Below are 24,931 nucleotides of genomic sequence, written 5' to 3'. Positions count from 1 at the left end.
CTCCTCACACACCTGCTAATGTAGCCGAGGTGATGCATTGAGTCAATAGCTATTATAAAAGTTTTTATTTGTGCCTAAGCGACATTACCGATTTATAACTCCAAGGGCGCAAAAACACCCAACTTTTCCTCTAGTACATATCTTAATACTGACTGAGTAGCCATAAGTAATCCGAGTCTGGCTTGTGCTAACTCTGGTAATGTAACTTTCACCTCACCCCAAATCCGGCAATTAGACCAGAAGTGTTCAAAAGCTTGACTCAAATTCAGCGCTAATTTTTCCCATTTCACAGAACCCTTAATATCAGGGGACTCTATGTTGTCTACTACTTGTATTAACTCGGCAATTAAACGACGCTCACCTGGATGATTTAGTCGTAATGTTTGATCACAGTTGAGCCAAGGTAGAGGGTTAGGAGAAATAACATCCCAAAAACCTTGACTAGTATTTGTAACAGGTTGTTTAAGTTTAATCAATCCCTCTCGGTGAGCCAGCAATACCAGCGAACAGCAACGTGCATGGGCGTGCTGAACAGCAAATATTGAATTGGGGATTGGGCATTGGGAATTGGGAATTGGGAAGAGGACTTGGGGACAAGGAGAATTGGAGACAAGGGGAAAGACTTGTTTCAAGTTCTCACTTCTTGTCCCCTTGTCCCCTGCTCCCCTGCTCCCTGCCCCCTGCTCCCTGCCCCCCAAACTCCCGACTACGAGACTTTGTAACCAAGTCGCTAAGGTCGAGTGAGTCAATTCAAAATGTATCCAGCCAGGGGGAACAATTTGGATGGTAAAAACGTCACCACAAGTCCTTGATAAATTAGATGCGATCGCACTAGCAAGCTCCATAGCTTTTCGATTCTGAGATTTTGACAGTTGCAGAGACACACTTGAGGTATATAAAACTCTATTTACATCTCTATCTTTATGTAGAGGAGTTTTTTTATCTTTTATGCAGTCATTTTCTGCGTTATAAGTATCAATGCTTAGTGATTTTATTAAATAACTGTACAATAACTGCTTGATTGACTTGTATTTGCTAACTGGTAATTTATAATGCACGTAATATTATTTAAACAGCCATGTAAGATATATTTGTTACTTTTCTGTCATCTATCTTGCGGTATAAATTTAATTTAGATGAAGAAAAATGAGAAGAGGATAAAATTTGATGAATAATCGATGAATAGTAAGTAAACTTTACTACCATCATTGTACAGTAGGAAGTATAACAAAAGAGTAGAGAGTAATTTGCTTTCTATTCTTTGGATTGGCTGGCGCTGTTAGGCGTTAAGCCTGCCTCGTCAACACAAAGACACTCCTTGCACCTTTTGATCACGTCTTTGTCTTCAGCCGAACGCTCTTTGTTACCTATGCAATCTCCATCCTCCTTTTCTGAGGCATCACGGCCTTTTTTAACTTGGCAACGAATTCTTGACTGGGCTCAAGAACACTATCGATGCCGTACCTTTAGCAAAGATGAGCGCATTCCAGCCCGGCCTGGATTGCTATATTTGGTGCAAAGGGGTGCGATCCGCATGGTAGGAACCGCCCAAGTTAGTGCAACAGCTAGTCAGCTAACGTCTCGACGAATCAACAGAACCCCAGAAGAAGCGTTCTTGGGTTTTGTGGGAGCGGGACAGCCATTTGAAATTGTTGCTCAGTCGCCATTTACACTCCAGGCTTACGCCCATGTTGACCAAACTGCGGTGCTGTGGATGTACTGGCATGACCTAGACAACTGGCCTCACTTCCGTCGTGAAGTTATGGATGCCTTTAGGTATCAGCACCAGCGTAAGCTGCTGTGGCTGAGTGCCTTGGGACAACGCCGTACAATTGATCGACTCTTAGGATTTCTCACATTGTTAATTGAGGAATATGGAGAGCCAGCAATGAGCGACACCGATCCTGATGTGATTCGCGGCTATTGTCTGCCTTTCCCCCTCACCCATGCCCAAATTGGTAGCGCGATTGGTTCGACCCGTGTCACCGTGACCCGCTTGATGGGTAAGCTGCGTCAACGCGGCTTAATCCTCACCCAAGGGGATAATTTAATTTGTTTGCCAGCAGAATCGATTAATAGAGCTGGTTAAAGCAGAGTTCAGAGCGGCGATTTCCGCCACTCTGCCTGAGTGTAATCCCAGGTGTCAGCGAATTTTGACAAATCCAGCTTGGGTAATCAGTTCCTGTCCCTGCTCAGTCAGCAGTAAGTTGGCGTAAGCGACACCTGCTTGCTGCTCAGTCTGACCATTCTGTTTGACCACCACAAACAGATTGCGGGTAATCGGGTATTTTCCTGATTGGAAAGCCTCAATATTCAATTTGTTCCGTTTACCAGGACATTCAGACGGGAGGACAAATGTTTCTTGGTAAGGAGCAATATATTGCCCTTGTGTTCGCCCCAACGGTAAGGGTTTGATTGAACATTGAGGAATCACCTCTGGGGCAGAAGCGTAGTAGATACCACCAGAACTACCAGCCAATTTTTGCAAGGCTTGGGTGGTTGTGGAGATAAATTCCACATTGGGGCTAAAAGCTTGACCACCCAAGATGTCTTGGACAAAAAGTTCTACAGTACCGCCATCAGCAATGCGGCGAGAATAGGGCTTAATCGGAATATTGGGGCCACCCACCTGGCTCCAATTATTGATTTTGCCTGTGTAAATTGACTTTAATTGGTCTACAGTCAGTCCTGAGATTTTGAGGTTGGGATTAACTGCGACTGCTAAACCATCGATAGCTACAGGAATTTGTTTCAAACTGAATCCACGCTGCTGGGCGCGGCTTAATTCCTGATCGAGAACTGGTCGGGAAGACTGGGCAAAGGCTAGTTGACCGTCTATCAGTGACTGGATGCCAGTACCAGTACCAGGAGATGCATTACTGGGTTCTACATAACGCAGCCGAAATTCTGGTCGCGCCGCTTGAATTGGTGAATCAACTACCAAGCGAATCGGTGCCCAAGATGTACTGCCTCCATAATTGAATAATCCTGTAGGAACATCCTTTACTGAAGTGAAAGTATTGCCACTAGGTTGTTCTGAGCCAGTTTGGGGCGTTTTGGTGCTACCAGAATTAATTGCATTTAGGTCAACACCAGACTTTCTACTAAACCACCAAAAACCGCCAGCTATTAACCCGGCTGTGATTAGGATGGATAAAACAAGAATAGTTGTTTCATTTTTTTGAGACATAGTAAATTACCCGCACGTCCATTCAATATAAGTGCTTAACTTAATAGGTGCTTGCTACTTGAGATTGTATTTGGAGGACGGGTATTTTGTTAGTGAATTCTGACAAATCCTAACTTCTGAATTATTTAGGGTTCTAGATATAGTAAATTTCCTTTGAATTATTTGTTAGTTGATATTAGAATTTTTCCCCATAAAGCTCAATTTCTCATCTTGAGAGCTTTTTTAGGTTAACTATTGGTTAATTTTTAATTTTTTATTGCTGATTAACGCACTGGCTCAAAGTCATAACCTGTGCGAGAGCGAGAACCAGGAACAATTTTTACAAGTTGGACTGGCGCATTGCGATCGCCTGATGCTAAAAACCGAATTGTACCAGAAGCGCCGGTGGCAGAGAAGTCAGAGGATGCCAGGGCTTGTTGAACTCCAAAACGTGTGGGATTGCGTTTTAATGCCGTAATCAAAGCCACAGTAGCATCATAGCTGAGAGCGCTTCGCCAACTCACATCACCACCCCATAGCTGCCGAGATTTCTGGGGGAAATCTGACTTGCGATCGCCATCAATATGCCAGGGAACTGCTACTACCATCCCCACAGCTTGTTCTCTACCAATCTCTAAAGTTTTGGCGGTATAAACATCATCTCCTGCCAGCAGAGTTAACCGTTTCTGATTAATCTGAATTACTTGCAGCGCTTTATCGAGAGTTGCTGTATTAGCAGCTAACATCAGCACTTCTGCACCTTGTTTAGTTGCTTCTTCTATACTTTTAGCCGCACTAAAATCTGCCTTGGATAAGTCAAATTCGCTGGATACTTGTCCACCTTCTAAAGAAACAGATGAAACAAATTCAGACTTTAAAGACTGGCTATAGTTACTCTGAGAATTAAAGAAAACCACTGCATTTTTTTTCTGCAAAGTTCTCACCATATAGTTGGCTAAACTTCTCGCAGCCATAAAATCACTGGGAACTGTGCGAAAAACGTAGCGGCTAAAGTTAGAAATTTTGACAGATGTACTGGTAGGGGAAATAGCTACAAGTTGTCCAGAAGTATAAATAGTACCTGCGGCTAAAGTAGAATCGCTAGTGATGGGCCCAACTACACCTAATACTTCTGAATTGCTGACTAGGCTAGAAGCGATTTGCTTTGCTATTTCTGGATTGTCGTCGTCGTTAGCTATACCTACCCTCAACAGTACTCCTTTAGCTCCCCCAGAGGTATTAATTTCATTTTGGGCTTGAGCGATGCCACGTAAAATTTCTAAAGACGCATTGGGGTCAGTGCCTATTGCTACGGAAGCCACAATGGTGTAACTCTTGGAAGAGCCAATGCGGGCGTTATTAAGAAAGATCAGTGCTTCTGGATCGTTACGGTTGAGTTTTAGGGAATCTGTGAAATTAGCGATCGCTTTATCATAACTTTTAGCAGCGATCGCCTGGATTCCTTCTTTTTTTGCAGCAGAAACCGCACCTGGAGTCAAAGTTTTGTCTCCAAAACTAATCCGATCTTGTAGGGATGGATTTTTGCCTGCTTCTGAACCTGGAATGATGGTATTACTTATTTTGGCTCCAGAGCCATTAGTAAACCACCACACACCTCCGCCAACTATTCCAACTGTCAGCAACAGAGCCAAGGCTAAAACTGCGGTTTCATTCTTTTGTGACATGAACAAATTTTAATAAAATAAAAATGTTTATTATTTGGCTAAATCTAACTCATTTGATCATTTAATTCTGACAAATCCAGCCTTTTCGATCAGGTCTTGACTCTGAGGTGTCAACAGCCAGTTTGCATAAGCTTCGCCAGCTTGCTGATCTGCTTGGCCATTCTGTTTAATAATTACAAATAAATTGCGAGTAATTGCATAGTCTCCACTACGAAATGCCTGACTATTCAATTGATTACGTTTACTGGGACATTGAGATGGAGGTACAAACGGTTGTTGGTAAGGAGGCACTAATTGACTGCTTGTGCGTCCCAGTGGTATGGATTTAATAATACACTGAGGTACAACCTCTGGGGCAGAAGCATAGTAAATTCCCCCAGGATTTGCAGCTACTTTTCGTACTGCCTCAGTGGTCGTGTCAACGTAATTAACATTGGCACCAAACTTTTCTTTATTTAGAACATTTTCGACAAAGAATTCTACTGTACCCCCAGTTTCTTCATTACGAGAGTAAACTTTAATGGGTAAATTTGGCCCACCTACCTGTTGCCAATTAGTAATTTTGCCCGTGTAGATGTCTTTGAGTTGAGCCACAGTTAAACCAGGGATGTTGAGATCGTGGTTGACAGCGATCACAATTCCATCAATCGCCACTGGAATTTCTTTCAAACTAAATCCTTTTTGTTGAGCTTCGGCATTTTCTTCAGCCTTTACTGAACGAGAAGATTGAGAAAAAGCTAGTTGATTGTCTATCAACATCCGAATACCAGTTCCAGATCCTGCATTACCTGATGGAGGTTGAGTGTAACGTAAAATAAACCGAGGGCACTGGCTTTCTAGTACGGAGTCTACGTCTTTACGAATGGGTGCCCAAGTTGTGCTACCACCATAGTTGAATGTCCCTTCTAAGAGGTTGGGCACGTTACATTTACTACTGATAAACTGGTTTATCGGATTATCTGTGTTGTTAGTCCCCGAAGATTTAGCAGCAGTTCCATTTAGCTGTGCCCACCGTTCCATAAAAAACCATAAGCCACTAAAGATTAAGCCAATGGTGATAACAGCAGCTAAGAAAAGACTAAGTGTTTCGTTTTTCTGAGACATTATGTGACTATTAGCACCAAAAGCTTTTTAAAGGATGAGAGATAATAATTTGTAAATAAGCCGAAATATGGCTGTCAGTGAAATGGCTACCAATGCTGCTGCAACTGATAAAATGACCACTGCCTGAATGCCAATACCCCCTTGTAAAAAGGGAATAAAAAAAATAATCGCAAAAGTAATTGTCGGAATAATTAATAAATCGAACTTTTCAATCCAGCGTCTGGTTTGGGCAAATACCAGTATCCCCAAAATTACACATGCAACGCTTAAAGTAACTATTGGTGATTGTACTAGACTGAAGAGGGCGATCGCTATCAATGCCCCCTCAAATCCACTAAATGCCGCTCCACCCAACAATTCCACTGTAGAAAACGCTGGTTGAGTTGGTGAAGGCTGGGAGACGACGGGATTAGAACTTTTAGGTGATTGTGGTGGAAGTGTTACAGAAGGCGTATTAAGTTGTGTAGGGGCTAGAGGCTGTGAATAAAGCGCATCTAGAACTTCCTGCGCCGATTGAAAGCGCTGATTAGCAGCAGGTAACAGCATCTTATCTAAAATGTCAGCAAGGCGAGGATTGACATTTACTTGCTCGCGCCATTTCCACTGGTTGCTATAGGCATCAAATAGTTGAATTGCTTCTTGATTTGTTAATAAGGTAATAATAGTTACAGCTAAAGCGTATAAGTCTGTACATGGGAATACTTGCCCCCCAGCCATCTGTTCAGGTGGTGCAAATCCCATAGAATAAATTCCTGTGGAAGAAGCAGCTCCTAGTGCAACATTTGTTACTTGCTTAACTGCGCCAAAATCTAAGAGGAAAAGTTTCCCATCACGACGGCGCATGATGTTAGAAGGTTTAATATCTCTGTGGATAATGCCTCGCTCGTGGACAAACTTTAGCACCTTCAGGATTTCTTGCAGCACCTCTAAGACTTGGTGTTCAGAAAATTTGCCCTGTTGAACTAATTCTTCTTCTAAATTTTGCCCATCAATATATTCTTGTACTAAGTAAAAAAATTGGTCTTCCTGTCCTGATTGCGAACTATTAACTATCACTGGGAAGAAGGCAAACAGGTCAGGAATTTGTTCGTGATCGTTACCAAGTTGTGCTAGAACGTCTGCCTCTCTCTCAAACATTATCTGTGCTTGTTGCAGTTGAGTTGAGGTTAAATTACCCACTGGTTGAAACTGCTTAACCACGCATTGACGCATTCCTGGGATGCGGCGATCGCGTGCCAAAAATGCTGCTCCAAATCCACCCCTTCCCAGCAACTTCGTGGGTACATATCGACCATCTAACAGCAGTGGCATACCACACGTAGTACAGTATTTTTGCTGCGTTGTTTTCAGGGTTGTAATATCATCTAAATCAGCAAAATAGTTTTGTGGGCGTGGACAACGTGGACGAGTACAGTAAACTTCCATTTTCGTGATTAGTCATTAGTCATTGGTAATTTACAAAAAACAAAGGACTAATAACCTTAACTAATTTTAGATTTTAGATTTTAGATTTTGGAGTTAAGGAAAAATTTCCCATCCAAAATCTAAAATATTGGCTTTATACCCTTGAATTAATTCGTGGAGATGAATCAAATAATTTCATGATCTCAAGCTCCACTTTTCCTATGGGGTCAATCCAAAATCTTAAATTTAAAATCCAAAATTGTGTTACCAGATTTTAGTCTTCGCCAGATGAGGCGGGTATTGCTATATCCAATGTAGTTACCACGATGTTTTTTTGTGTAAATTTTAACACATCTTGACTCCATCCAGGGTTAGCAAACTGGGGCAAAATTTCTTGACTAAAGGCTTCTGCGGCCTTGGATCTATAGCGATTGGGATTAAAAATCAACCATAGCGTCCGTTTGACGACTACCCCTTCAATAGGGGTACGGTGCAGAACACCCATTTGTAACTCTTTAGCGATCGCACTTGTTGAAACAAAAGCAGCCCCTAAACCAGATTGCACGGCATTCTTAATTGCTTCAATGGAATTTAGTTCCATTTCAACCTTAAAACGTCTGGTATCAATTTCACAGCGTCCTAGCACTTGGTCAATCACTTTGCGGATGGTCGATTGGGAATCTAGGGCAATGAATTGTAATTTATATAGGTCTTCTTTTTGGATTGTTTCAAGTTTAGCAAAGGGGTGAAAGACAGGTAAAATCAGCGCTAGTTCATCTTCTGCGTAAGAAAGAACTTCCAAAGATTCTGATAGTTCACCAGGAATTTCACCGCCGATTATTGCCAGATCAACTTGTCCATTAGCAACACTCCAAGCAGTCCGCCGGGTAGAGTGGACGTGTAATTGCACTGCCACATCTGGATATTTTTGTCGGAACATGCCGATCATTCTAGGCAAAAGATAAGTGCCGGTGGTTTGAGAAGCACCGACAATTAACGTACCGCCTTGGAGATTTTGTAAATCCTCAATGGCGCGGCAGGTTTCTTGACACAGACTGAGGATTTTTTCACCGTAATTTAGGAGTAGATGTCCTGCTTCAGTTAATTGGGCACGTCGTCCTCCACGGTCGAATAAAGGAACATCTAGCTGCCGTTCAAGATTTTGGACTTGTAAGCTGACGGCAGGCTGGGAGACATAAAGACTATCGGCGGCACGCTTGAAGCTTCCTTCTTGTGCGATCGCTTTTAAAATCCGTAACTGATCTAAAGTGAAAGGAAGGTCAGACATAAGGCTCAACCCACAAACATTGAAAGGAGCGGATGCACACAACAAATAAACTTTGGCAGCAATCAGCCGCGTCTGATTTGTTGCATATTAAACTTGAAGACTTGACTCGAAAAGGACAGTAGCACAACATCTTGACTAAAGTCTCCTTTGGAATACTTTGTGGTATTGGTTGTACTGAATTCAATTTTCTTTAAATTACTTCACCCGTCTATATGCTGCTGATTTCTTGGTTGACACCCAGTCATTTTGTCATACTGGGGTTACAAATAGTTTTTGCGATCGCTCACAGTGGAGGCGCTGCTTTGCGTCCTTGGGCAGAAAAATATATTGGCCCAAGGCTTTATCGCATTTTTTTTGCATTAGTCAGCCTACCGTTGGCTGTGATATTAATTATTTACTTTTTTGGGCACCGCTATGATGGTTTGCAACTTTGGCAGGTACAAGGAGTGCCAGGAGTACGAGAATTTGTTTGGCTGCTGTCAGCAATCTCGTTTTTGTTTTTATATCCTGCTACCTTCAATCTACTAGAAATTGCTGCCATTCAAAAGCCCCAAGTTCATCTCTACGAAACAGGAATTATTCGAATTACCCGTCATCCCCAGATGGTGGGACAAATAATCTGGTGTGTTGCCCATACTCTGTGGCTAGGTACTACCTTTACCCTTGTGACTTCCATTGGATTGGTGTTGCATCACTTGTTTGGAGTTTGGCACGGGGATCGCCGTTTGAGCGATCGCTATGGGGAAGCCTTTGAAATTGCCAAACAACGGACTTCAATTATTCCCTTTAAGGCAATTATTGACGGTCGTCAATCTATCTTATGGCAGGAATTTCTCCGCCCTTCCTATTTGGGAGTTGCTATTTTTATCGCTTTGCTTTGGTGGTCGCACCCTCTGTTGATGGAAGCAACTGGTAGAATAAGATGGGAAATTTAAGCGATCCCCAGTGTCAGCAGAAAATCCCAAATAGATTGGAATTTCCGCTTATCAATTGCTCCGAATCAATGTAGGATAAATTCAAACATCTATCAGTGGGGGTGCGTTTAGTCGGCTTAAGATTTTATATTGGTAGTTGAAGACCCGTTGTCTTTCCTTGGGAGTCAGTAGCAGATTCAGGCAAATCCCAGGCGGACAAAGCAATCAGGAGTCTAACATCCGAAAAAGCCACAGTGAGAGTCGCAGTGGCTTTTTACGTCAGAGACACATCAACACGTTGAATTTTTGCCCAATTATTCTGTGTCCTGAGATTTGGTTCCTGAAAGCATCTATCGGCAGTTACTGACTTACCAATCCTTCACTTCAGTATTGATAGGTAGTTTGATATAAAAACCTTATAATCCAAGAGGCGTCATGGTGTTGTCGGTTAGTGAACGGACATTTACTCAAGAAGTTTTAGAATCACCTATTCCTGTTTTAGTTAACTTTGAAGCACCCTGGTGTGGTTTGTGTCGGATTATACACCCACTGTTGTTGCAATTTCAAGCCCAATGTGGGGACGAAATTAAATTAGTTGGGGTTAACGCCGATCAAAATTTTAAATTGTCTACTACTTATAAGCTAAAGTCACTGCCAACTTTACTACTGATTCAAAATGGCACTGTTCGCCATCGGTTGGAAGGCTTTCGCGGCAGAGAAGATTTACGTCTAGCTTTAGAAGACATTAAAGCCAGCTATAGCAATTACACGAAAATCTACAAGAGTCCAAAAACAGTGGACTTAGAGTGTCGGTCAGCTTGATGAATATTGGGAATAGGGCATGGAGCATGGGGAATGGGGCATTGGACAAATGACTAATGACCAATGACTAATGACTAATGACTAATGACCAAATCTAAAACCATGCTTAACACCCCACCCAATCAGTCTTGGGTGGGTTATTTTATCCTAAAGGGTGTGTGTCACAATTATTAACAGTTTCGACACGCTAAATCAAGAATTCTAAAAGTAGGCGTCAGTGATGGAAGTAATCTATCAGTATGCCTGGCTGATTCCGGTGTTCCCTCTTTTTGGGGCAATGCTGGTCGGTCTAGGGTTAATCTCGTTGAATCAGGTGACAAACCGCCTACGGCAGCTTAACGCTGTGGTGATTATCTCCATGATGGCAGCAGCTATGGGGCTGTCGTTTGCCTTGTTATGGAGTCAAATTCAAGGACACGCGCCTTATCTCCGCACCTTTGAGTGGGCGGCAGCAGGTAATTTTCACCTGAGCATGGGCTACACTATTGACCACCTGACAGCCCTAATGCTGGTGATTGTCACAACAGTAGCCTGCTTAGTCATGGTTTACACCGATGGCTACATGGCTCACGATCCCGGCTACGTGAGGTTTTACGCCTATCTCAGTTTGTTTGGCTCCTCAATGTTAGGTCTGGTGATCAGCCCCAACCTAGTACAGATTTATATATTCTGGGAACTTGTGGGGATGTGTTCCTACTTGCTGGTCGGCTTTTGGTACGATCGCAAGTCAGCAGCCGATGCCGCTCAAAAAGCGTTTGTTACCAACCGCGTCGGTGACTTCGGTCTCTTACTCGGCATTCTGGGGCTGTTCTGGGCAACAGGAAGCTTTGATTTTAATATCATGGGCGATCGCCTCGCTCAACTCGTAGAATCAGGTTCGATCAGCAACTTCCTCGCTGTCCTGTTGGCGATTTTAGTTTTCTTAGGCCCAGTTGCGAAATCAGCCCAATTCCCACTCCATGTCTGGTTGCCAGATGCAATGGAAGGCCCCACCCCCATTTCTGCCTTGATTCACGCGGCAACAATGGTGGCGGCTGGTGTTTTCCTCATTGCCCGGATGTACCCAGTATTTGAACACGTTCCAGCCGCAATGAACGTCATTGCTTATACTGGGGCGTTTACGGCGTTTTTGGGGGCAACCATTGCCATTACCCAAAACGACATCAAAAAGGGCTTGGCTTATTCCACCATTTCCCAACTTGGTTACATGGTGATGGCAATGGGAATAGGTTCCTACAGTGCTGGATTATTCCACCTAATGACCCACGCCTATTTTAAGGCGATGCTGTTCTTGGGTTCAGGTTCAGTAATTCATGGTATGGAAGGTGTCGTCGGTCACGACCCGGCCTTAGCGCAAGATATGCGGCTGATGGGTGGACTGCGGAAATATATGCCCATCACCTCAATTACCTTTTTGATTGGTTGCTTGGCAATTTCTGGTATTCCGCCTTTTGCTGGTTTCTGGTCAAAAGATGAAATTCTAGGGAAAGCTTTTGAGGCTAATCCATTCCTCTGGTTGATTGGCTGGCTAACTGCCGGGATTACGGCTTTCTATATGTTTAGAATGTATTTCTCGACATTTGAAGGCAAATTCCGGGGTAATGACGAGAAAATCAAGGAAAAACTCAAGAAAGCTGCGGCGACAATTGTCCTGGAATTAGAGTCAGAAGAACCAGTCCCGAATTTTGGGCCTGGGGCGATGAAGAAAGGAGAATTGGCGGCAACTAGTCAGCATCATGATTCTCATGACTCCCACGGGCATCATAGCGATTCCCCCCACGAATCGCCGTGGACAATGACGCTGCCGTTGGCACTATTGGCTGTGCCTTCGATTTTGATTGGTTTGGTGGGAACTCCCTACGCCAATTATTTTGAAGAGTTTATCTTTCCTCCTAGTGAAACCCTCTCCGAAGTTATAGAAAAGGCTGCCGAGTTCAATCCGACGGAATTCTACATCATGGCGGGTGCTTCAGTCGGAATTTCTTTGATTGCGATTACCCTGGCTTCGCTGATGTATTTGCGCCGTAAAATTGACCCGGCTGCGATCGCTGCTCAAATCAAACCACTTTACGATTTATCCCTCAACAAGTGGTACTTTGATGACATTTACCATCGGGTTTTTGTCCTCGGCTTGCGTCGCCTAGCTAGACAAGTTATGGAAGTTGACTTCCGCGTTGTCGATGGTGCTGTTAACCTCACAGGCTTTTTCACCCTTGTTAGCGGTGAAGGTCTGAAGTACCTAGAAAACGGTCGCGCTCAATTCTATGCCTTGATTGTGTTTGGGGCAGTTTTGGGCTTAGTGATTGTCTTTGGTGTCACCTGATTTTCATAGGGGTGGGCGACTGTCCGCCCCTAAGTTTTTTAAGAGTCTAAATTAGACTCTTTTTTTGGCGGATAGTTCAGTAATTCGATAGTTTAGAAAAAGGCAGCGAATAGGCACATGACAAAGAAGAAATACATTTATTGGCAAGATGATGATATGTGGTTAGGTTATCTGGAAGAATATCCTGACTATTGGACTCAAGGTGAAACCGAAGAGAAGCTAAAAGAAAATCTACTCGATATTTACAGTGAATTAACAAATGGAAATATCCAAAATATTCGTAGAGTTGCAGAACTTGAAGTTTCATGAAACGAAGAGATTTAATCAGTAAGCTTGAAGAAATGGGTTGTATCTTCGTTCGTCATGGTGGCAAACATGATTGGTATCAAAATCCAATCACAAAAATTTCTCAAGCTGTTCCCAGACATAGAGAAATCAAAGAGTAACCTGCAAAACATATTATTAAGATGCTTAGTGATGAAGCTGGCTAACACTAAGTTATAGCCGATCTTTGAAAGCGTCCGACGGGCGGTGCGTAACTCCTATGAATGGAAGAAACAAGTAAAATCCTCTTCCCTCCTGACTTGAAAATCAAACTTTGGCTGATAATCAGCAATTAAATATTAAAGTTTTCTTTTATATCATCTGGTGGTTCAAAAAAAAGATCAAAACCTCCGTTGGGAATAGTTTGACGCAAAAATCTTAAATGGTCGTCTGCATCTTGGCGGTTAGCAAAACGGGCGATGGTGTGAGATTGGGTAATAACTACAGTCAGTTGGTAAAGATGAGTGAAATTGGAGAAAGGCATGAAGTTATTGCTATGGGAGACAGACTACACAGTAGATAAATGATATGCGATCGCGCTTTATCTATGTATGGCTATGTCTTTTTAATTGCATCTTCAATCTCTTCTAAGCTCACATCCGCCTGATCAGATTTTGCATAGATGAGTAGAAGTAAGACGCATTCAGGTGAGATAACCTGATAAATCACCCTATATCCACCACTTTTGCCCGTCGGGATATCACTGTTTTTTGCTCTAACTTTAACCCTGTTTTGTCACTCTAGCAGTAGTATAATAAGGTACAACTGCTAGAACCAAGACACAGAGTATGGTACAGCCCCGTCCAGCCGCACCAACAGTCAAATTTGTGGACGAATATTGCCAGTGGTATAAAAGCCTGTTTTCAGATGTTAGGAGTTTCGAGGCTTTTAAATATCTCCATGTAGGCTGCGTTTCTGATCTAAAACGTAAAACATTGCCAGAAATAGCAAAAATTGTAGGATTAGATAACCAGCAAGGGTTGCATCATTTTTTAACATCATCACCTTGGGATATAGAAAAGTTAAGAATTTTGCGATTAGAGCTAATTTTACAAGTGCTAAAAGGCAGACCAATCATTCTAATTATTGATGAGACAGGAGATAAGAAGAAAGGGAATAAGACAGATTATGTGAAACGGCAGTATATAGGAAACTTGGGGAAAGTAGAGAATGGAATTGTGGCAGTGACAGCGTATGGTGTATTTTGCGGGATGACTTTTCCACTACTGTTTGAAGTATATAAGCCTCGTGAAAGGTTAAAGCCAGGGGATAAGTATCGCACTAAACCTGAAATAGCGGCAATACTGATGAGAAAGCTAGAATCAATGGGTTTTAACTTTAACTTAGTACTGGCAGATAGTTTATATGGTGAAAGTGGTAAGAACTTCATAGCTGTATTAGATGAATTCAAGAAAAACTATATAGTAGCGATTCGCTCAAACCATTCTGTAAAGCTACTTCCAAGACAACACACTCAATATTTGAAGTGGCATAAATTTAAACGAGTATTTTCTGATCTGAGCAGTGAAAATAGGTTTATCAGAGAAATAATTCATGGTAAACGTAGCGAAAATAGGTACTGGCAGATTACTACAGATCGAGAGAAATTACCTGGTAACACTACTTGGTATGTGATGAGTAGATACCCAGACCTTACACCAAGAGATGTGGGAAACTTTTATGGTTTAAGAACTTGGGTTGAGTATGGGTTGAAGCAAAGTAAGAATGAATTAGGTTGGGCAGATTATCGGCTAACTCACTACCCTGATATTGAACGCTGGTGGGAGATTGTTTGTAGCAGCTATTTAATGGTTAGCCTCCACTCTGAACAAATGCAGTCTTCTGTACCAAAATCTCCATCAAAGCTAGCTTCACACCCCTGGTGGGATGATGGTAAAGGTTGGAAGAATATTCTTAACAATCTCCGTTTGACAATTCAACCTTTTACTTTATTTAACCTAATCTTTCCCTGGTTAACAGTTTTTCCTATTCCCCAATTGTCTTTGGGCTTTTCTAAACTTCAATCTATTGTTTATAACCTAACTAGTTCAATTTTTATTTCCCTAACTCACCCTGATTTCTACTTTTCCTCTGCCTAGAGTGACAAAACAGGGTTAAAAACAGTCAAGTCTATCCCAGAGATTTGATCGCCGATAAAATTCCCAGCCTCTAGCTGATCGATAATGGGTTGAATGTCAATTTGAATTTGGCGATAACGTTTAGTCAGAGTTTTGAGACGGCGCTTAAAGGGAGGTGTAAAGCGAACTTCTGGCATAAATCTAGGCTTCGATATCGTCCCAAAGCTCTGAAACTGGCAAAGTTTGTCCTACTGCTGCTTGTCGCACAGACTCTTGCAAATCGGCTAATATTTGTGCTTTTGGCTCTTGTTCATCAATCCAAGCTAAACCACTGACGTTATCAGAATTTATGGAACTTATAAGCTGTTGCCAAAGTTCTACAGGGACGAGTACATCTGTTGTTTCTCCATTTACGTTGGTCACATAACGAATCTGACTTTCAATTTGTGCGATTATCATAGTGTTATTTCTCCTGTGATGCTTTTTTGTACCGAATCAACACTAAACAGCATCTTGTATTTTTAGAGATGTGGTAGGCTACGCGTAGACGCAAAGCGGCTTTTCGTAGACATCACACCGCTTAAATTCTAGTTTACCAACTTTTTTAGGGTAAATTTTTGACTTGACTGGGAGTATCACAACCTACATTCCGCACGCCCAAAGGTCAAAAGAGACTCCCAACAGAAGAAACGGGGGATTGCCAATTTAATTAAATCAACCTAACGAGGAAGACGAAATCCCCAAAAAGCTGTTACTTAATAACTAGTGACTTTTTGCCAAACATGATTTTGATAGCAGACGAATTGTGATGAATATAGCTAATTTTCCGTGGCTGACGACGATTATTCTGTTTCCGATAGCCGCGTCGCTACTTCTTCCCGTCATTCCTGATAAAGAAGGCAAAACAGTGCGCTGGTACTCCCTTATAGTGGGGCTGATAGATTTTGCACTAATTGTTTATGCTTTTTATACTGGGTATGATTTCTCCAATCCAGATTTGCAGTTGGTGGAAAGTTACCCCTGGGTACCACAAATGGGTTTGAATTGGTCAGTAGGGGCAGATGGCTTATCTATGCCCCTAATTATTTTGACTGGATTCATTACCACGCTGGCGATTTTAGCAGCTTGGCCTGTCACCTTCAAGCCCAAGCTATTTTACTTCTTGATTTTGGCGATGTATGGCGGTCAGATTGCCGTGTTCGCCGTCCAGGATATGCTGTTATTTTTCCTGGTGTGGGAACTGGAACTAGTACCGATATACTTTCTGCTGTCGATTTGGGGAGGTAAAAGGCGGCAATATGCAGCGACCAAATTCATTTTATACACTGCTGGCGGTTCGCTGTTTATTTTGCTGTCTGCCCTGACAATGGGATTTTACGGCGATACGGTGACGTTCGACATGAGAGCGATCGCCTTAAAAGATTTCGCCCTGAATTTCCAACTAGCCCTCTATGCTGGCTTCCTAATTGCCTACGCCGTCAAGTTGCCGATTATTCCTTTGCACACCTGGCTACCTGATGCCCACGGTGAAGCAACAGCGCCCGTACACATGCTATTAGCAGGTATTCTCTTGAAAATGGGCGGTTACGCCTTAATTCGGATGAATGCCCAAATGCTCCCCGATGCCCACGCTTATTTTGCACCAGTGTTGGTGGTTTTGGGGGTAGTTAATATCATCTACGCTGCCTTGACATCCTTTGCCCAGCGCAACCTAAAGCGAAAAATTGCCTACTCCTCAATTTCTCACATGGGCTTTGTGATGATTGGTATCGCCTCCTTCACCGATTTGGGATTGAGTGGAGCGGTGTTACAAATGGTTTCCCACGGGTTAATTGGGGCGAGTTTGTTCTTCCTGGTTGGCGCAACTTACGATCGCACCCACACCCTGATGTTGGATGAAATGGGCGGTGTCGCTAAGAGAATGCCGAAAATTTTCGCTATGTTCACCACCTGTTCAATGGCTTCTTTGGCATTGCCAGGGATGAGCGGTTTCGTGGCAGAATTAATGGTGTTTGTTGGCTTTGCTACTAGCGATGCTTATAGCTCTACCTTCAAAGTTATCGTGGTGTTCTTGATGGCAGTTGGAGTGATTTTAACTCCGATTTATCTGTTGTCGATGTTGCGAGAAATTTTCTACGGAGAAGAGAACAAGGAATTAGTTTCTCACCAAGCTTTGATAGATGCCGAACCTCGTGAAGTATTTATCATTGCCTGTTTGTTAATTCCAATTATTGGTATTGGTTTCTATCCAAAATTGCTGACTCAAATGTATGACGCGACAACTGTACAATTGACAGCAAGATTGCGTGATTCCGTGCCGACATTAGCACAACAAAAAGACGAAACACTAAAAGTTTCTTTGAGTGCGCCCCAAATTGGTAATTAAGTTGCGATCGCTAGTTTAGTTTTAATATTGATTGCTTTGAGGGCAGGTTTTATACTTGCCCTTTTTGTTACTCATTCGTAACTTTTTATGGGCAAGGTAAAAAATAAATCATTGAACTGATTTAAAAAATCCTGTATAGGGTTAAGTGAATTTTTATAAAAATAGATTTTAAGCTGATTGATTTGTTTGCAACCACTTAAGCAAATCTTCCATACCAGTAAAATCTAACAAAGCTTCGCCAAGGGTTTCTAATTGATTTAAAGAAAGAGATTGGATGCGCTCTTGCAATTCTGGTGATAATTCTCCCACTCGTCTTTGTAGTAACCTTAAAATAAGCTGTTGTTCACCTTCTTGTTTGCCTTCTTGTTTTCCGCGCTCGTAGCCAATGCGCTCACCTGTAGTTACATATCTCATAGTTCGCTCCTGCTCAAATTGTTTAAACTCTTCCCAAAACTGATTTTCTAATGCCTTTGGTAATATCATAACCCAATCGATAAATCTATACAGGTTGCGAATATCCTGCTCTTCTAAACCTAAATCATAGAGCCTACGAATCAAGCTAAATTTCCATATTTTGCGTTGTTCTGGTGATGAGCGTGTCTGTTGTGTTTTCAAATGCGCCATGACAACGGTTGCAAATGGATTATCGCTATTTTCTAACTCGTGAAAGCGATTTTCGTAATCCAAAAGTTTAATACTGCCAAACTCAAAGTTTAAGCGAGTATTGGGGTAATTGTAACTGTAACTACTTGGTCGCCATTCGCGGTTTGGATCGCAGAGAATTGCAAGGCTTATTGCTGGGCGATCAAAGCGGTCAAATATACGAAAGTTGTAGGTAAACATCCGCTTACTAAAGTTATCTTCTTTTTGTGCTTGAATTTCAATATGGACTAATAACCAAAGTTCTTCCCCTTGGATTTGCCAAACTTTGACTAATTGATCGGCATATCTTTTACCTTGTTCGGCTTCACGAGCTATTTGTTGGAATTCTTTATCTAGAAATTCATAGGGACGTTCCCAATCAATTAATGCAGAAGTTTCTGGAAAAAAGAAATGCATTGCTTGGGGAAAATAAGCTTCTATAATTTCTTTCCAAGGGCTATCAAAATCAGCGCGGTCGTTAACATTAGTCATGTCATTTGCCTAGAGTGGCATCAAATTCTGGATAGAGTAGCAGTACTTGTAGTAGCTAGTGTAGTACTTTGAGAAATCGGAATCTCAACCCAAAATTCTGCTCCCTGTCCTGGTTCCGAAATACACCAGATAGCTCCATTGTGTTTTTCTGCGACAATCTGAGCGCTAATTGCCAATCCTAATCCTGTGCCTTTACCTGCGGGTTTTGTGGTAAAGAAAGGGTCAAATAATCGTTGCTTAACTGGTGGGGTTATGCCAGCACCATTATCTGCAATTTGTATAGTTATACGATCTGGGTTGCGTAACTGAGTACGAATTACAATTTGGCTGGGGTTCGCTTCTATGTCTTCAAGAGTTCGCTGACTGTTATAACTATCTAGGGCATCAATGGCATTACTGATGAGATTCATAAATACCTGATTGAGTTGTCCAGCATAGCAATCTACTAAAGGGATATCACCATATTCTTTTACTATTTCAATTCCGGTATTTCCAGACGTTTGTTTGAGGCGATTTTGTAAAATCAGTAGTGTGCTATCAATACCTTCGTGAATGTTGACAGGCTTCATATCCGCTTCGTCAAGTCGAGAAAAATTCCGCAAGGATAGAACTATTTCACGAATGCGATTAGCTCCCATTTTCATTGAAGTTAGAATTTTAGGTAGATCCTCAGCCATAAAGTCAAGGTCGATCGCTTCTATATAAGCTTGTACTTCATGTGTTGGATTAGCATAGGACTTTTGATAAAGTTCTACCAGTTCCAACAAGCCCAGCGTATATTCATTTACATGGGTCAGATTACCGTAGATAAAGTTAACTGGGTTATTGATTTCGTGAGCTACCCCAGCTACTAATTGACCTAAACTCGACATTTTTTCAGTTTGAATTAGTTGAGCTTGGGTCTGTTTGAGATTGTGCAGTACGTGGTTGAGTTGTTCTGCTTGAGTAGTTGCAGCAGCAGTCGCAGCGCGGCTTTGATTATACAATTGGGCTTGGTCAATGGCGATCGCTAACTGGTCAGCTACGCCTCTAATCAGTTCCACCTCTTCATCACTCCAAGAACGCAGCGCCCTACTATGTTCGCAGACAATCACACCCAAGCGACCCGACTGAGTTTGAACCGAAACTGTTAGGAGAGACTTAAAACCCAATGTCACCAGTAAATTCCGATTTTTGAAATCAAGCCAGGGATCTGTTGCAATGTCATCAAAGCAAAGCAAATTCCCTTGCAGAATAGCCTCACTCAGTGCTTCCACATTCTGGATAGGAGAACAACCTAAAGATTCTGGCAAGTCGGGAGCGCAAGCTTGTTGACTGAGTTCAAAACTAGTAGATTCATCTTCTTGATGACACCAAAAAAACTGGCATCGATCAATCTGTAGCAGTTCCCGAACTTCAACTACTACTGTACTCAAAATCGTATTTAGATCCAGCGAGTTGCGAATCTGACTAGATAAACGAGTTTTAAGAATTTTTTCCCGTTCAACTAGCTTTCGTAACTCACCTTCAGACTGCTTTAACTCTAGCTGGGCCATCTGACGATTGACACTAGCTTTTGCTAGTAGCCAAGAACCAATACCAATGAGTCCTGCTAACCCAGTATATAGAAGTAGCAATTGGCTCAAAAATCGGTTTGATTTGGCCATCAACATCTCTGGCGATACCCATGAGACAATCTTCCAATAATAGGATTTGGTATCAATTTGATTTTGGCTTGGTGCAAAAGCCTGTCCTGCCCCTGTACTAGATTTTTGTCCTTCAAGAAGTGGATAAACTGTGGTAAAAGTGAACATTCCCTCAGCAGTTTGGAATTGTCCCGATTCTTTTTGAGAAATTTGCTGCCATGCTTGGGGAAAAGTTTTGCCAAAAGTGTGGTTTTTGCGACCGGGAAACATAAATCCCCATTCGTCCTCAGATTTAGCCCCTTTTAACCAATAACCATCAGCATTCAGCAGCATTCCCTGACTAGGTACGTTAGCGAAAGCTTGATTAAAATTATCCAGCAGTTTAGCACCGAAATAATTTAACACTACAATGCCTCGTTTTTGTCCACGACGATCAAAAACGGGAGTGCCAAAGCGGATCATTGGCTTCAAGGGTTGTTCAACCTGACCTCGTTCAATGTTCAGGTCAAGGGGAGAGACAAATACTTCTCCTTGGTTCAGTCGTAAAGTGTCATTAAACCAGTAGCGCTTGGCTTGCACTTGCAGTTTTTCTTCGGGGACAATCTCTGGTTCACCCTGTTTGAAGTTGACTCTGACAACTTCTTTACCTGATTGATCCAAAAAGCGAATTTGGTCGTAAAGTTTTTTATATTGAGAAAATGATAAGAATTCCCTGGATAGTGCCTGTTTATCTTCATCTACTCCTTCTAAAATTTTCTGTAGCTCGTTTTGTCTAGAAATGACAATCAAATCTGAAACAACTGAATGAAAGTCTCCGCTAATTACTTTTGTTTGTAAATCTACCTTGTCAAGTTCATTAGTTTTTAAGACAATTTTCTCAGTCTGTACCTGTTGGTAATAAATAGTTCCTACAACACTTCCAACGAAAGCCGATAATGGTAAAAAAACGGCTAAAAAGTGTTTGATTAAAATTCGTGAATGGCTCTGTGGTGACATATCTGATACTTAAGTACGATTCAGAAAAAAATCGGGCTAAAAATCAGCTAAGTTCCAGCTACGCCATTTTTTCGGAGTCAAGGTTGAGAAAAGCCTTTTTCTCTTGGTAGGTATAGCTAATCAGCCCAGCTACCAAATTCACCATGAAATTGAATACTCTGCGACTTCTGGAATGTTCTAGTTGAACAATATTCCACCCTTTTTTGCTATTGTGGGTTAGATACTCTCATAGTCAGTACCGAAAAATTACCTAATTAGAAAATTACACTTGCAATTGCTTTTCAATACTGAAAATAATGAGAAGCTATGGCTACGACAGACTATTCGGCATCGCTAAAAATGGTTCTTTATTCTGGCACTGCGATCGCACATCAATAGATTACGTACAATCTATCTAGAATCAGATTTGGCAAAACCGCTCATGTTAAACTACAATCCGCTACATTGTTTGCCATCTTCCGAAGAGCTACCCGACTCAAATGATACCCCTGTGGATAATGAAGTCCAAAATTTAATTCCCAGCTTGCTGAAAACGACACTGGCTTTAGTTTGGTGCGATCGTTGGGATTGGTTTTTTGGCGTTGATATGGGTATTTATTATCACCCAGACAAACCAGCCATTGTCCCTGATGGGTTTCTCAGCTTAGGAGTTAAACGTGTAATTGATGAGGATTTACGCCTAAGTTATGTGCTGTGGGAAGAAAAAAAGCTGCCAATTTTAGCACTAGAAGTTGTTTCTCAAATATATCGGGAAGAACATAGCAGCAAGAAAGAACTCTATGCCAAAGAATTAGGAATTTTGTACTATGTTGTGTATAGTCCCCTTCGCCGGAAAAAGACACCTTTGGAGGTGTATCACCTAGTTGATGGGGAATATATCTTAATGTCAGGAAATCCCGTTTGGCTACCAGAAATTGGTTTAGGAATTGGGCGAGAACGGGGAATTTATCAAGGTATAGTCCGGGAATGGTTGTATTGGTATGACGAAGAAGGGCAAAAATTGCTGACACCAGAAGAACGCATTAGAGAAGCGGAAGAACGCGCAGCTTTTGAAGAAGAGCGACGAGTGGAAGCAGAACAAAAAGTGAAAATGTTAATTGAAAGGTTGAATGCGCTTGGTGTTGATCCAGAAAGTTTGTCGTAGATTCACCAAATTTCGTAGTTTTCGCTGCTTTAATGTTAATTAGCTTCCTGGGTAGGGAATTATATCTATAAGCAACTAATAGCTTAACGGTACAAATCGTAATGACTTGTTGCTAAATAAATATATTTATCAAAACCTTCGTCAAAATATGGAAGTTAAATTAGGATTTGGAGCAGTCCCAAAACCTCAATATGTTTTTGTCAGTAAAGAGCCGGATCACTGCTGGTATATGCTATCCGACGATACAAGACAAATCCCAATTTATGAGAGAGCCTTGACTGGGGTAATAACAGGGATAGAAGTTAATAAAAAAGTGGAAACTTCACATGGAGAAGCAGAAAAAACTGATTTGCATATTCTGGCAGACAAACCTTATGTTATCCGCTCAGGAAGTGAATCTTACTTTTCTAAAAGTTTGTTGCTTTCACTTGATGCCTTGACTTCTGAACAATTGCATCATCCATTGACGATTGCAGTCAGTCCTGGAGAAAGAACAATTGTATTTTGTGCAATTTATAATCCAGTTACTTATCGTTCTATAGGTGTTAGTTGGAATGGGCACAGGGAAATTGACTGGCAAGCTTTAGGACAAAAAGTAAGTTTAAAAATTAATTGTATTCAAAATTTACATCAAGATGAAATCCAAATATCTGCTAATACAACGGCATCAGAAATTCATGCAGTTTTGATAGCTCAAAGTGACACATATTTAGCCCAATTAAATTGGACTCCAGAGCAGGGAAGGGATTATTTGCAGCAGAGATATGGCAAGCGATCGCGTCTACAACTCACTGATGTAGAAATTTTGGATTTCATTGATTACCTGAAACTACAACTAACCCAAAACTGTTCAACTTAGCTGCTGTTATGTGAGCTTTGGATAATTGCGATCGCTTTTAGTCCAAATCTTCTTCGGTAAGTTCAGCATCTTTCATAATGCTTTTCAAAGTTCCAATCGGTAAATCTCGATTACTATGAACCGGAACGGAGAGGATAACATCAACACCTTCTTTTACGTAAATATGATGACTGCCAGTAATCCGTTTCAATTCCCAACCCTGCCGTTCCAAAATTTTACAAAGTCCTTTACCTGAAACCGCTTTCATAGCGATATTTCAACCAACTGTTTCTCCGGGTCAAGTTCTTCTCTTTCGCTAGCAACTTCCAACCAACCTTGAATTGCATCTTGCAACATCTCTAACAAATGTTCATAGCTGTCTCCCCAAGTGTGGCATCCGGGTAGGGCAGGTACAGAAGCACACCACACACCGTCTTCTTGCCAGATAACTGCTTTAATTTTCATTACCAATCATCTCCACAAGATTGCGACTAATATTCTAGCGTCAAGCCGAGTGCGATCGCTTGTCCATTACATTGAGATGTTAGCCTCCCACAGGGTGTGATCGCACAAAGTGTAGTTGCTAAAGATACATAAATTGCTGGGTTTTATTGCTTCAAATCAATTTACTAATCTACACGCAAGCAATTGCCCTTACTTTATCAAAGAGTTGTTCAATAGGACTATCTAACGTCAGAAAATCGTCTGTTGGCCATTTTTCATTCAGTAAACAAAATAGCTGTTCCCCAACTCTTGAATCATTACCAAAACCACCCCAATTACAACTAGTCATAACTACAAGAAATATCTTTGCCTCTTCGGAGACTTCTTTTAATTTCTGTTCCCGATATTGAAAATGCTCATCCCAATTTTGTCGATGCCAACCAAGTTGTGTTTTGCATTCAATAATGGCAAGTAATTCATCGCCACGCCAGACACTAATATCAGGACGTATAGTGTTACGTTTTCTTTGGAGTGGACGTTCTGAAGCGATTTCCAAGCCAAGATTTTCTAAATCATTAAACAACTTGAGAAAGAAGAGTACTGTTTCTACAAAAAAGTCTGAACCGGCTTGAGCTACCTCCTTCTTAAGAAACTCCTTAATTTCTAATTGAGAACAATAAAAAGCACGCAAACGCTTTGCGATTGCCTGTGAATAATCAAACTCACTAGAGAATGTACTGATCTGTTTTATTTGCTCGTATGAACGTTTCAATGCTGACGCTAAATTATCCAATGTATAAGCATATTCATCTTCAAACTTCAAAGACATAATTTAAATATGTAAACTATTTGACTGGTATCACCATAATGAACTACCTCAATGCATAGGCGGATGGGGAATTTCACTGATTCTGTGAAAAATTTTAACTATCATGTCTTTGTTTACAATGAAAAATATTGCAATAGAATAATGTATTGCAATACAACTTTCATAAGATAATGAGCCAAGAAAATATTATGTTTTGGGTAGATAGCGATCGCAAAGCTGCACTTGATGCGATCGCAGCTGGAATGAATCGCGATCGCAGCTACATCTCTATATAGGCGGCTACCGCCTATATAGAGATGTATCAGTGGCAAACCGAGGAAATTCAAAAGGCGATTGCTGAAGCGAATACTGGAGACTTTGCCGATGATGAAGAAGTAAAAGCGACTTTTGCAAGACTCACCAATGTATATTAAGTGGCTGCGTA

General features: G+C 41.6%; 24 protein-coding genes. 10 read left to right on the top strand and 14 right to left on the bottom strand.

Annotated elements, in window-relative coordinates:
• Window positions 1–92 precede the first annotated feature (92 nt).
• Window positions 93–845: a DALR anticodon-binding domain-containing protein gene (locus GJB62_RS09175; RefSeq protein ID WP_309472823.1), complete on the bottom strand. Its 753-nt coding sequence runs from the start codon at window positions 843–845 to the stop codon at window positions 93–95.
• Window positions 846–1,369: 524 nt separating this feature from the next.
• On the opposite strand from GJB62_RS09175, the gene GJB62_RS09170 reads away from it, so the two are divergent.
• A complete protein-coding gene (locus GJB62_RS09170; protein WP_012412419.1) occupies window positions 1,370–2,089 on the top strand; it encodes a Crp/Fnr family transcriptional regulator in 720 nt (239 codons plus the stop codon).
• 54 nt (window positions 2,090–2,143) lie between these two features.
• Here GJB62_RS09170 and GJB62_RS09165 read toward each other — a convergent pair whose 3' ends face one another.
• The 5 genes from GJB62_RS09165 to GJB62_RS09145 all read right to left on the bottom strand — a co-directional run bounded on the left by GJB62_RS09165 (window position 2,144) and on the right by GJB62_RS09145 (window position 8,650).
• The gene (locus GJB62_RS09165; RefSeq protein ID WP_114084355.1) at window positions 2,144–3,190 is read right to left on the bottom strand and encodes a PstS family phosphate ABC transporter substrate-binding protein; all 1,047 of its coding nucleotides are present in this window, start codon (window positions 3,188–3,190) and stop codon (window positions 2,144–2,146) included.
• A 263-nt stretch (window positions 3,191–3,453) separates the two neighbouring features.
• Window positions 3,454–4,854, bottom strand: coding sequence for an ABC transporter substrate-binding protein (locus GJB62_RS09160; RefSeq protein ID WP_114084356.1), 1,401 nt, complete (start codon window positions 4,852–4,854; stop codon window positions 3,454–3,456).
• Window positions 4,855–4,911: 57 nt separating this feature from the next.
• Window positions 4,912–5,958, bottom strand: a complete 1,047-nt coding sequence (locus GJB62_RS09155; RefSeq protein ID WP_114084357.1) for a PstS family phosphate ABC transporter substrate-binding protein — start codon at window positions 5,956–5,958, stop codon at window positions 4,912–4,914.
• Between the two features lie 27 nt (window positions 5,959–5,985).
• A complete protein-coding gene (locus GJB62_RS09150; protein ID WP_114084358.1) occupies window positions 5,986–7,383 on the bottom strand; it encodes a serine/threonine-protein kinase in 1,398 nt (465 codons plus the stop codon).
• Window positions 7,384–7,636: 253 nt separating this feature from the next.
• On the bottom strand, window positions 7,637–8,650 hold the full coding sequence (locus GJB62_RS09145; RefSeq protein ID WP_114084359.1) for a LysR family transcriptional regulator: 1,014 nt from the start codon (window positions 8,648–8,650) through the stop codon (window positions 7,637–7,639).
• Window positions 8,651–8,862: 212 nt separating this feature from the next.
• On the opposite strand from GJB62_RS09145, the gene GJB62_RS09140 reads away from it, so the two are divergent.
• The 5 genes from GJB62_RS09140 (at window position 8,863) to GJB62_RS09120 (ending at window position 13,155) form a co-directional block, all read left to right on the top strand.
• The gene (locus GJB62_RS09140) at window positions 8,863–9,585 is read left to right on the top strand and encodes an NnrU family protein (RefSeq protein ID WP_181852909.1); all 723 of its coding nucleotides are present in this window, start codon (window positions 8,863–8,865) and stop codon (window positions 9,583–9,585) included.
• A 414-nt stretch (window positions 9,586–9,999) separates the two neighbouring features.
• Entirely contained in the window at window positions 10,000–10,386 is a 387-nt protein-coding gene (locus GJB62_RS09135) for a thioredoxin domain-containing protein (RefSeq protein WP_114084360.1), read from the top strand.
• A gap of 220 nt (window positions 10,387–10,606) precedes the next feature.
• The gene (locus GJB62_RS09130; RefSeq protein WP_114084361.1) at window positions 10,607–12,709 is read left to right on the top strand and encodes an NAD(P)H-quinone oxidoreductase subunit 5; all 2,103 of its coding nucleotides are present in this window, start codon (window positions 10,607–10,609) and stop codon (window positions 12,707–12,709) included.
• A 117-nt stretch (window positions 12,710–12,826) separates the two neighbouring features.
• On the top strand, window positions 12,827–13,018 hold the full coding sequence (locus tag GJB62_RS09125) for a type II toxin-antitoxin system HicB family antitoxin (protein WP_114084362.1): 192 nt from the start codon (window positions 12,827–12,829) through the stop codon (window positions 13,016–13,018).
• The gene (locus GJB62_RS09120; RefSeq protein ID WP_114084363.1) at window positions 13,015–13,155 is read left to right on the top strand and encodes a type II toxin-antitoxin system HicA family toxin; all 141 of its coding nucleotides are present in this window, start codon (window positions 13,015–13,017) and stop codon (window positions 13,153–13,155) included. The genes GJB62_RS09125 and GJB62_RS09120 overlap by 4 nt, the downstream gene beginning before the upstream one ends.
• A 170-nt stretch (window positions 13,156–13,325) precedes the next feature.
• Here the strand turns inward: GJB62_RS09120 and GJB62_RS09115 are convergent, their stop codons facing one another.
• Entirely contained in the window at window positions 13,326–13,517 is a 192-nt protein-coding gene (locus GJB62_RS09115) for a hypothetical protein (RefSeq protein WP_114084364.1), read from the bottom strand.
• A gap of 304 nt (window positions 13,518–13,821) precedes the next feature.
• Between GJB62_RS09115 and GJB62_RS09110 the strand changes: the two genes are divergently transcribed.
• Window positions 13,822–15,132: an IS701 family transposase gene (locus tag GJB62_RS09110; protein ID WP_114084365.1), complete on the top strand. Its 1,311-nt coding sequence runs from the start codon at window positions 13,822–13,824 to the stop codon at window positions 15,130–15,132.
• On the opposite strand, the gene GJB62_RS09105 is transcribed toward GJB62_RS09110, so the two are convergent.
• Both GJB62_RS09105 and GJB62_RS09100 read right to left on the bottom strand, forming a co-directional pair.
• Window positions 15,129–15,308 carry a hypothetical protein gene (locus GJB62_RS09105; protein ID WP_209271489.1) on the bottom strand — a complete coding sequence of 60 codons (180 nt, stop codon included), beginning with the start codon at window positions 15,306–15,308 and terminating at the stop codon, window positions 15,129–15,131. The two genes, GJB62_RS09110 and GJB62_RS09105, sit on opposite strands and share 4 nt — an antisense overlap.
• A gap of 4 nt (window positions 15,309–15,312) precedes the next feature.
• Entirely contained in the window at window positions 15,313–15,570 is a 258-nt protein-coding gene (locus GJB62_RS09100) for a hypothetical protein (protein WP_114084366.1), read from the bottom strand.
• 349 nt (window positions 15,571–15,919) lie between these two features.
• Between GJB62_RS09100 and GJB62_RS09095 the strand changes: the two genes are divergently transcribed.
• On the top strand, window positions 15,920–17,497 hold the full coding sequence (locus GJB62_RS09095) for an NAD(P)H-quinone oxidoreductase subunit 4 (RefSeq protein ID WP_114084367.1): 1,578 nt from the start codon (window positions 15,920–15,922) through the stop codon (window positions 17,495–17,497).
• 168 nt (window positions 17,498–17,665) lie between these two features.
• Here GJB62_RS09095 and GJB62_RS09090 read toward each other — a convergent pair whose 3' ends face one another.
• Together GJB62_RS09090 and GJB62_RS09085 are read right to left on the bottom strand one after the other, a co-directional pair.
• The gene (locus GJB62_RS09090; RefSeq protein ID WP_114084368.1) at window positions 17,666–18,631 is read right to left on the bottom strand and encodes a DUF4351 domain-containing protein; all 966 of its coding nucleotides are present in this window, start codon (window positions 18,629–18,631) and stop codon (window positions 17,666–17,668) included.
• Between the two features lie 20 nt (window positions 18,632–18,651).
• The gene (locus GJB62_RS09085; protein WP_114084369.1) at window positions 18,652–21,252 is read right to left on the bottom strand and encodes an ATP-binding protein; all 2,601 of its coding nucleotides are present in this window, start codon (window positions 21,250–21,252) and stop codon (window positions 18,652–18,654) included.
• Window positions 21,253–21,673: 421 nt separating this feature from the next.
• Between GJB62_RS09085 and GJB62_RS09080 the strand changes: the two genes are divergently transcribed.
• Window positions 21,674–22,396, top strand: a complete 723-nt coding sequence (locus GJB62_RS09080; RefSeq protein ID WP_114084370.1) for a Uma2 family endonuclease — start codon at window positions 21,674–21,676, stop codon at window positions 22,394–22,396.
• A gap of 148 nt (window positions 22,397–22,544) precedes the next feature.
• Entirely contained in the window at window positions 22,545–23,255 is a 711-nt protein-coding gene (locus tag GJB62_RS09075; protein ID WP_114084371.1) for a hypothetical protein, read from the top strand.
• 37 nt (window positions 23,256–23,292) lie between these two features.
• On the opposite strand, the gene GJB62_RS09070 is transcribed toward GJB62_RS09075, so the two are convergent.
• The 3 genes from GJB62_RS09070 to GJB62_RS09060 all read right to left on the bottom strand — a co-directional run bounded on the left by GJB62_RS09070 (window position 23,293) and on the right by GJB62_RS09060 (window position 24,507).
• Window positions 23,293–23,502 (bottom strand): type II toxin-antitoxin system HicA family toxin, encoded by a 210-nt coding sequence (locus GJB62_RS09070; RefSeq protein ID WP_114084372.1) that lies wholly within the window; start codon window positions 23,500–23,502, stop codon window positions 23,293–23,295.
• On the bottom strand, window positions 23,499–23,699 hold the full coding sequence (locus GJB62_RS09065; protein ID WP_114084373.1) for a type II toxin-antitoxin system HicB family antitoxin: 201 nt from the start codon (window positions 23,697–23,699) through the stop codon (window positions 23,499–23,501). Before GJB62_RS09065 ends, GJB62_RS09070 begins: the two co-directional genes overlap by 4 nt.
• A gap of 169 nt (window positions 23,700–23,868) precedes the next feature.
• Window positions 23,869–24,507 (bottom strand): hypothetical protein, encoded by a 639-nt coding sequence (locus GJB62_RS09060; protein WP_114084374.1) that lies wholly within the window; start codon window positions 24,505–24,507, stop codon window positions 23,869–23,871.
• Between the last annotated feature and the right edge of the window lie 424 nt (window positions 24,508–24,931).

It is taken from the genome of Nostoc sp. ATCC 53789 (genome assembly GCF_009873495.1).
Taxonomy (GTDB): Bacteria; Cyanobacteriota; Cyanobacteriia; order Cyanobacteriales; family Nostocaceae; genus Nostoc; species Nostoc muscorum_A.
The sequence above is the reverse complement of the archived record's forward strand: the minus strand, read 5'-3'. Positions and strand labels throughout refer to the sequence as shown.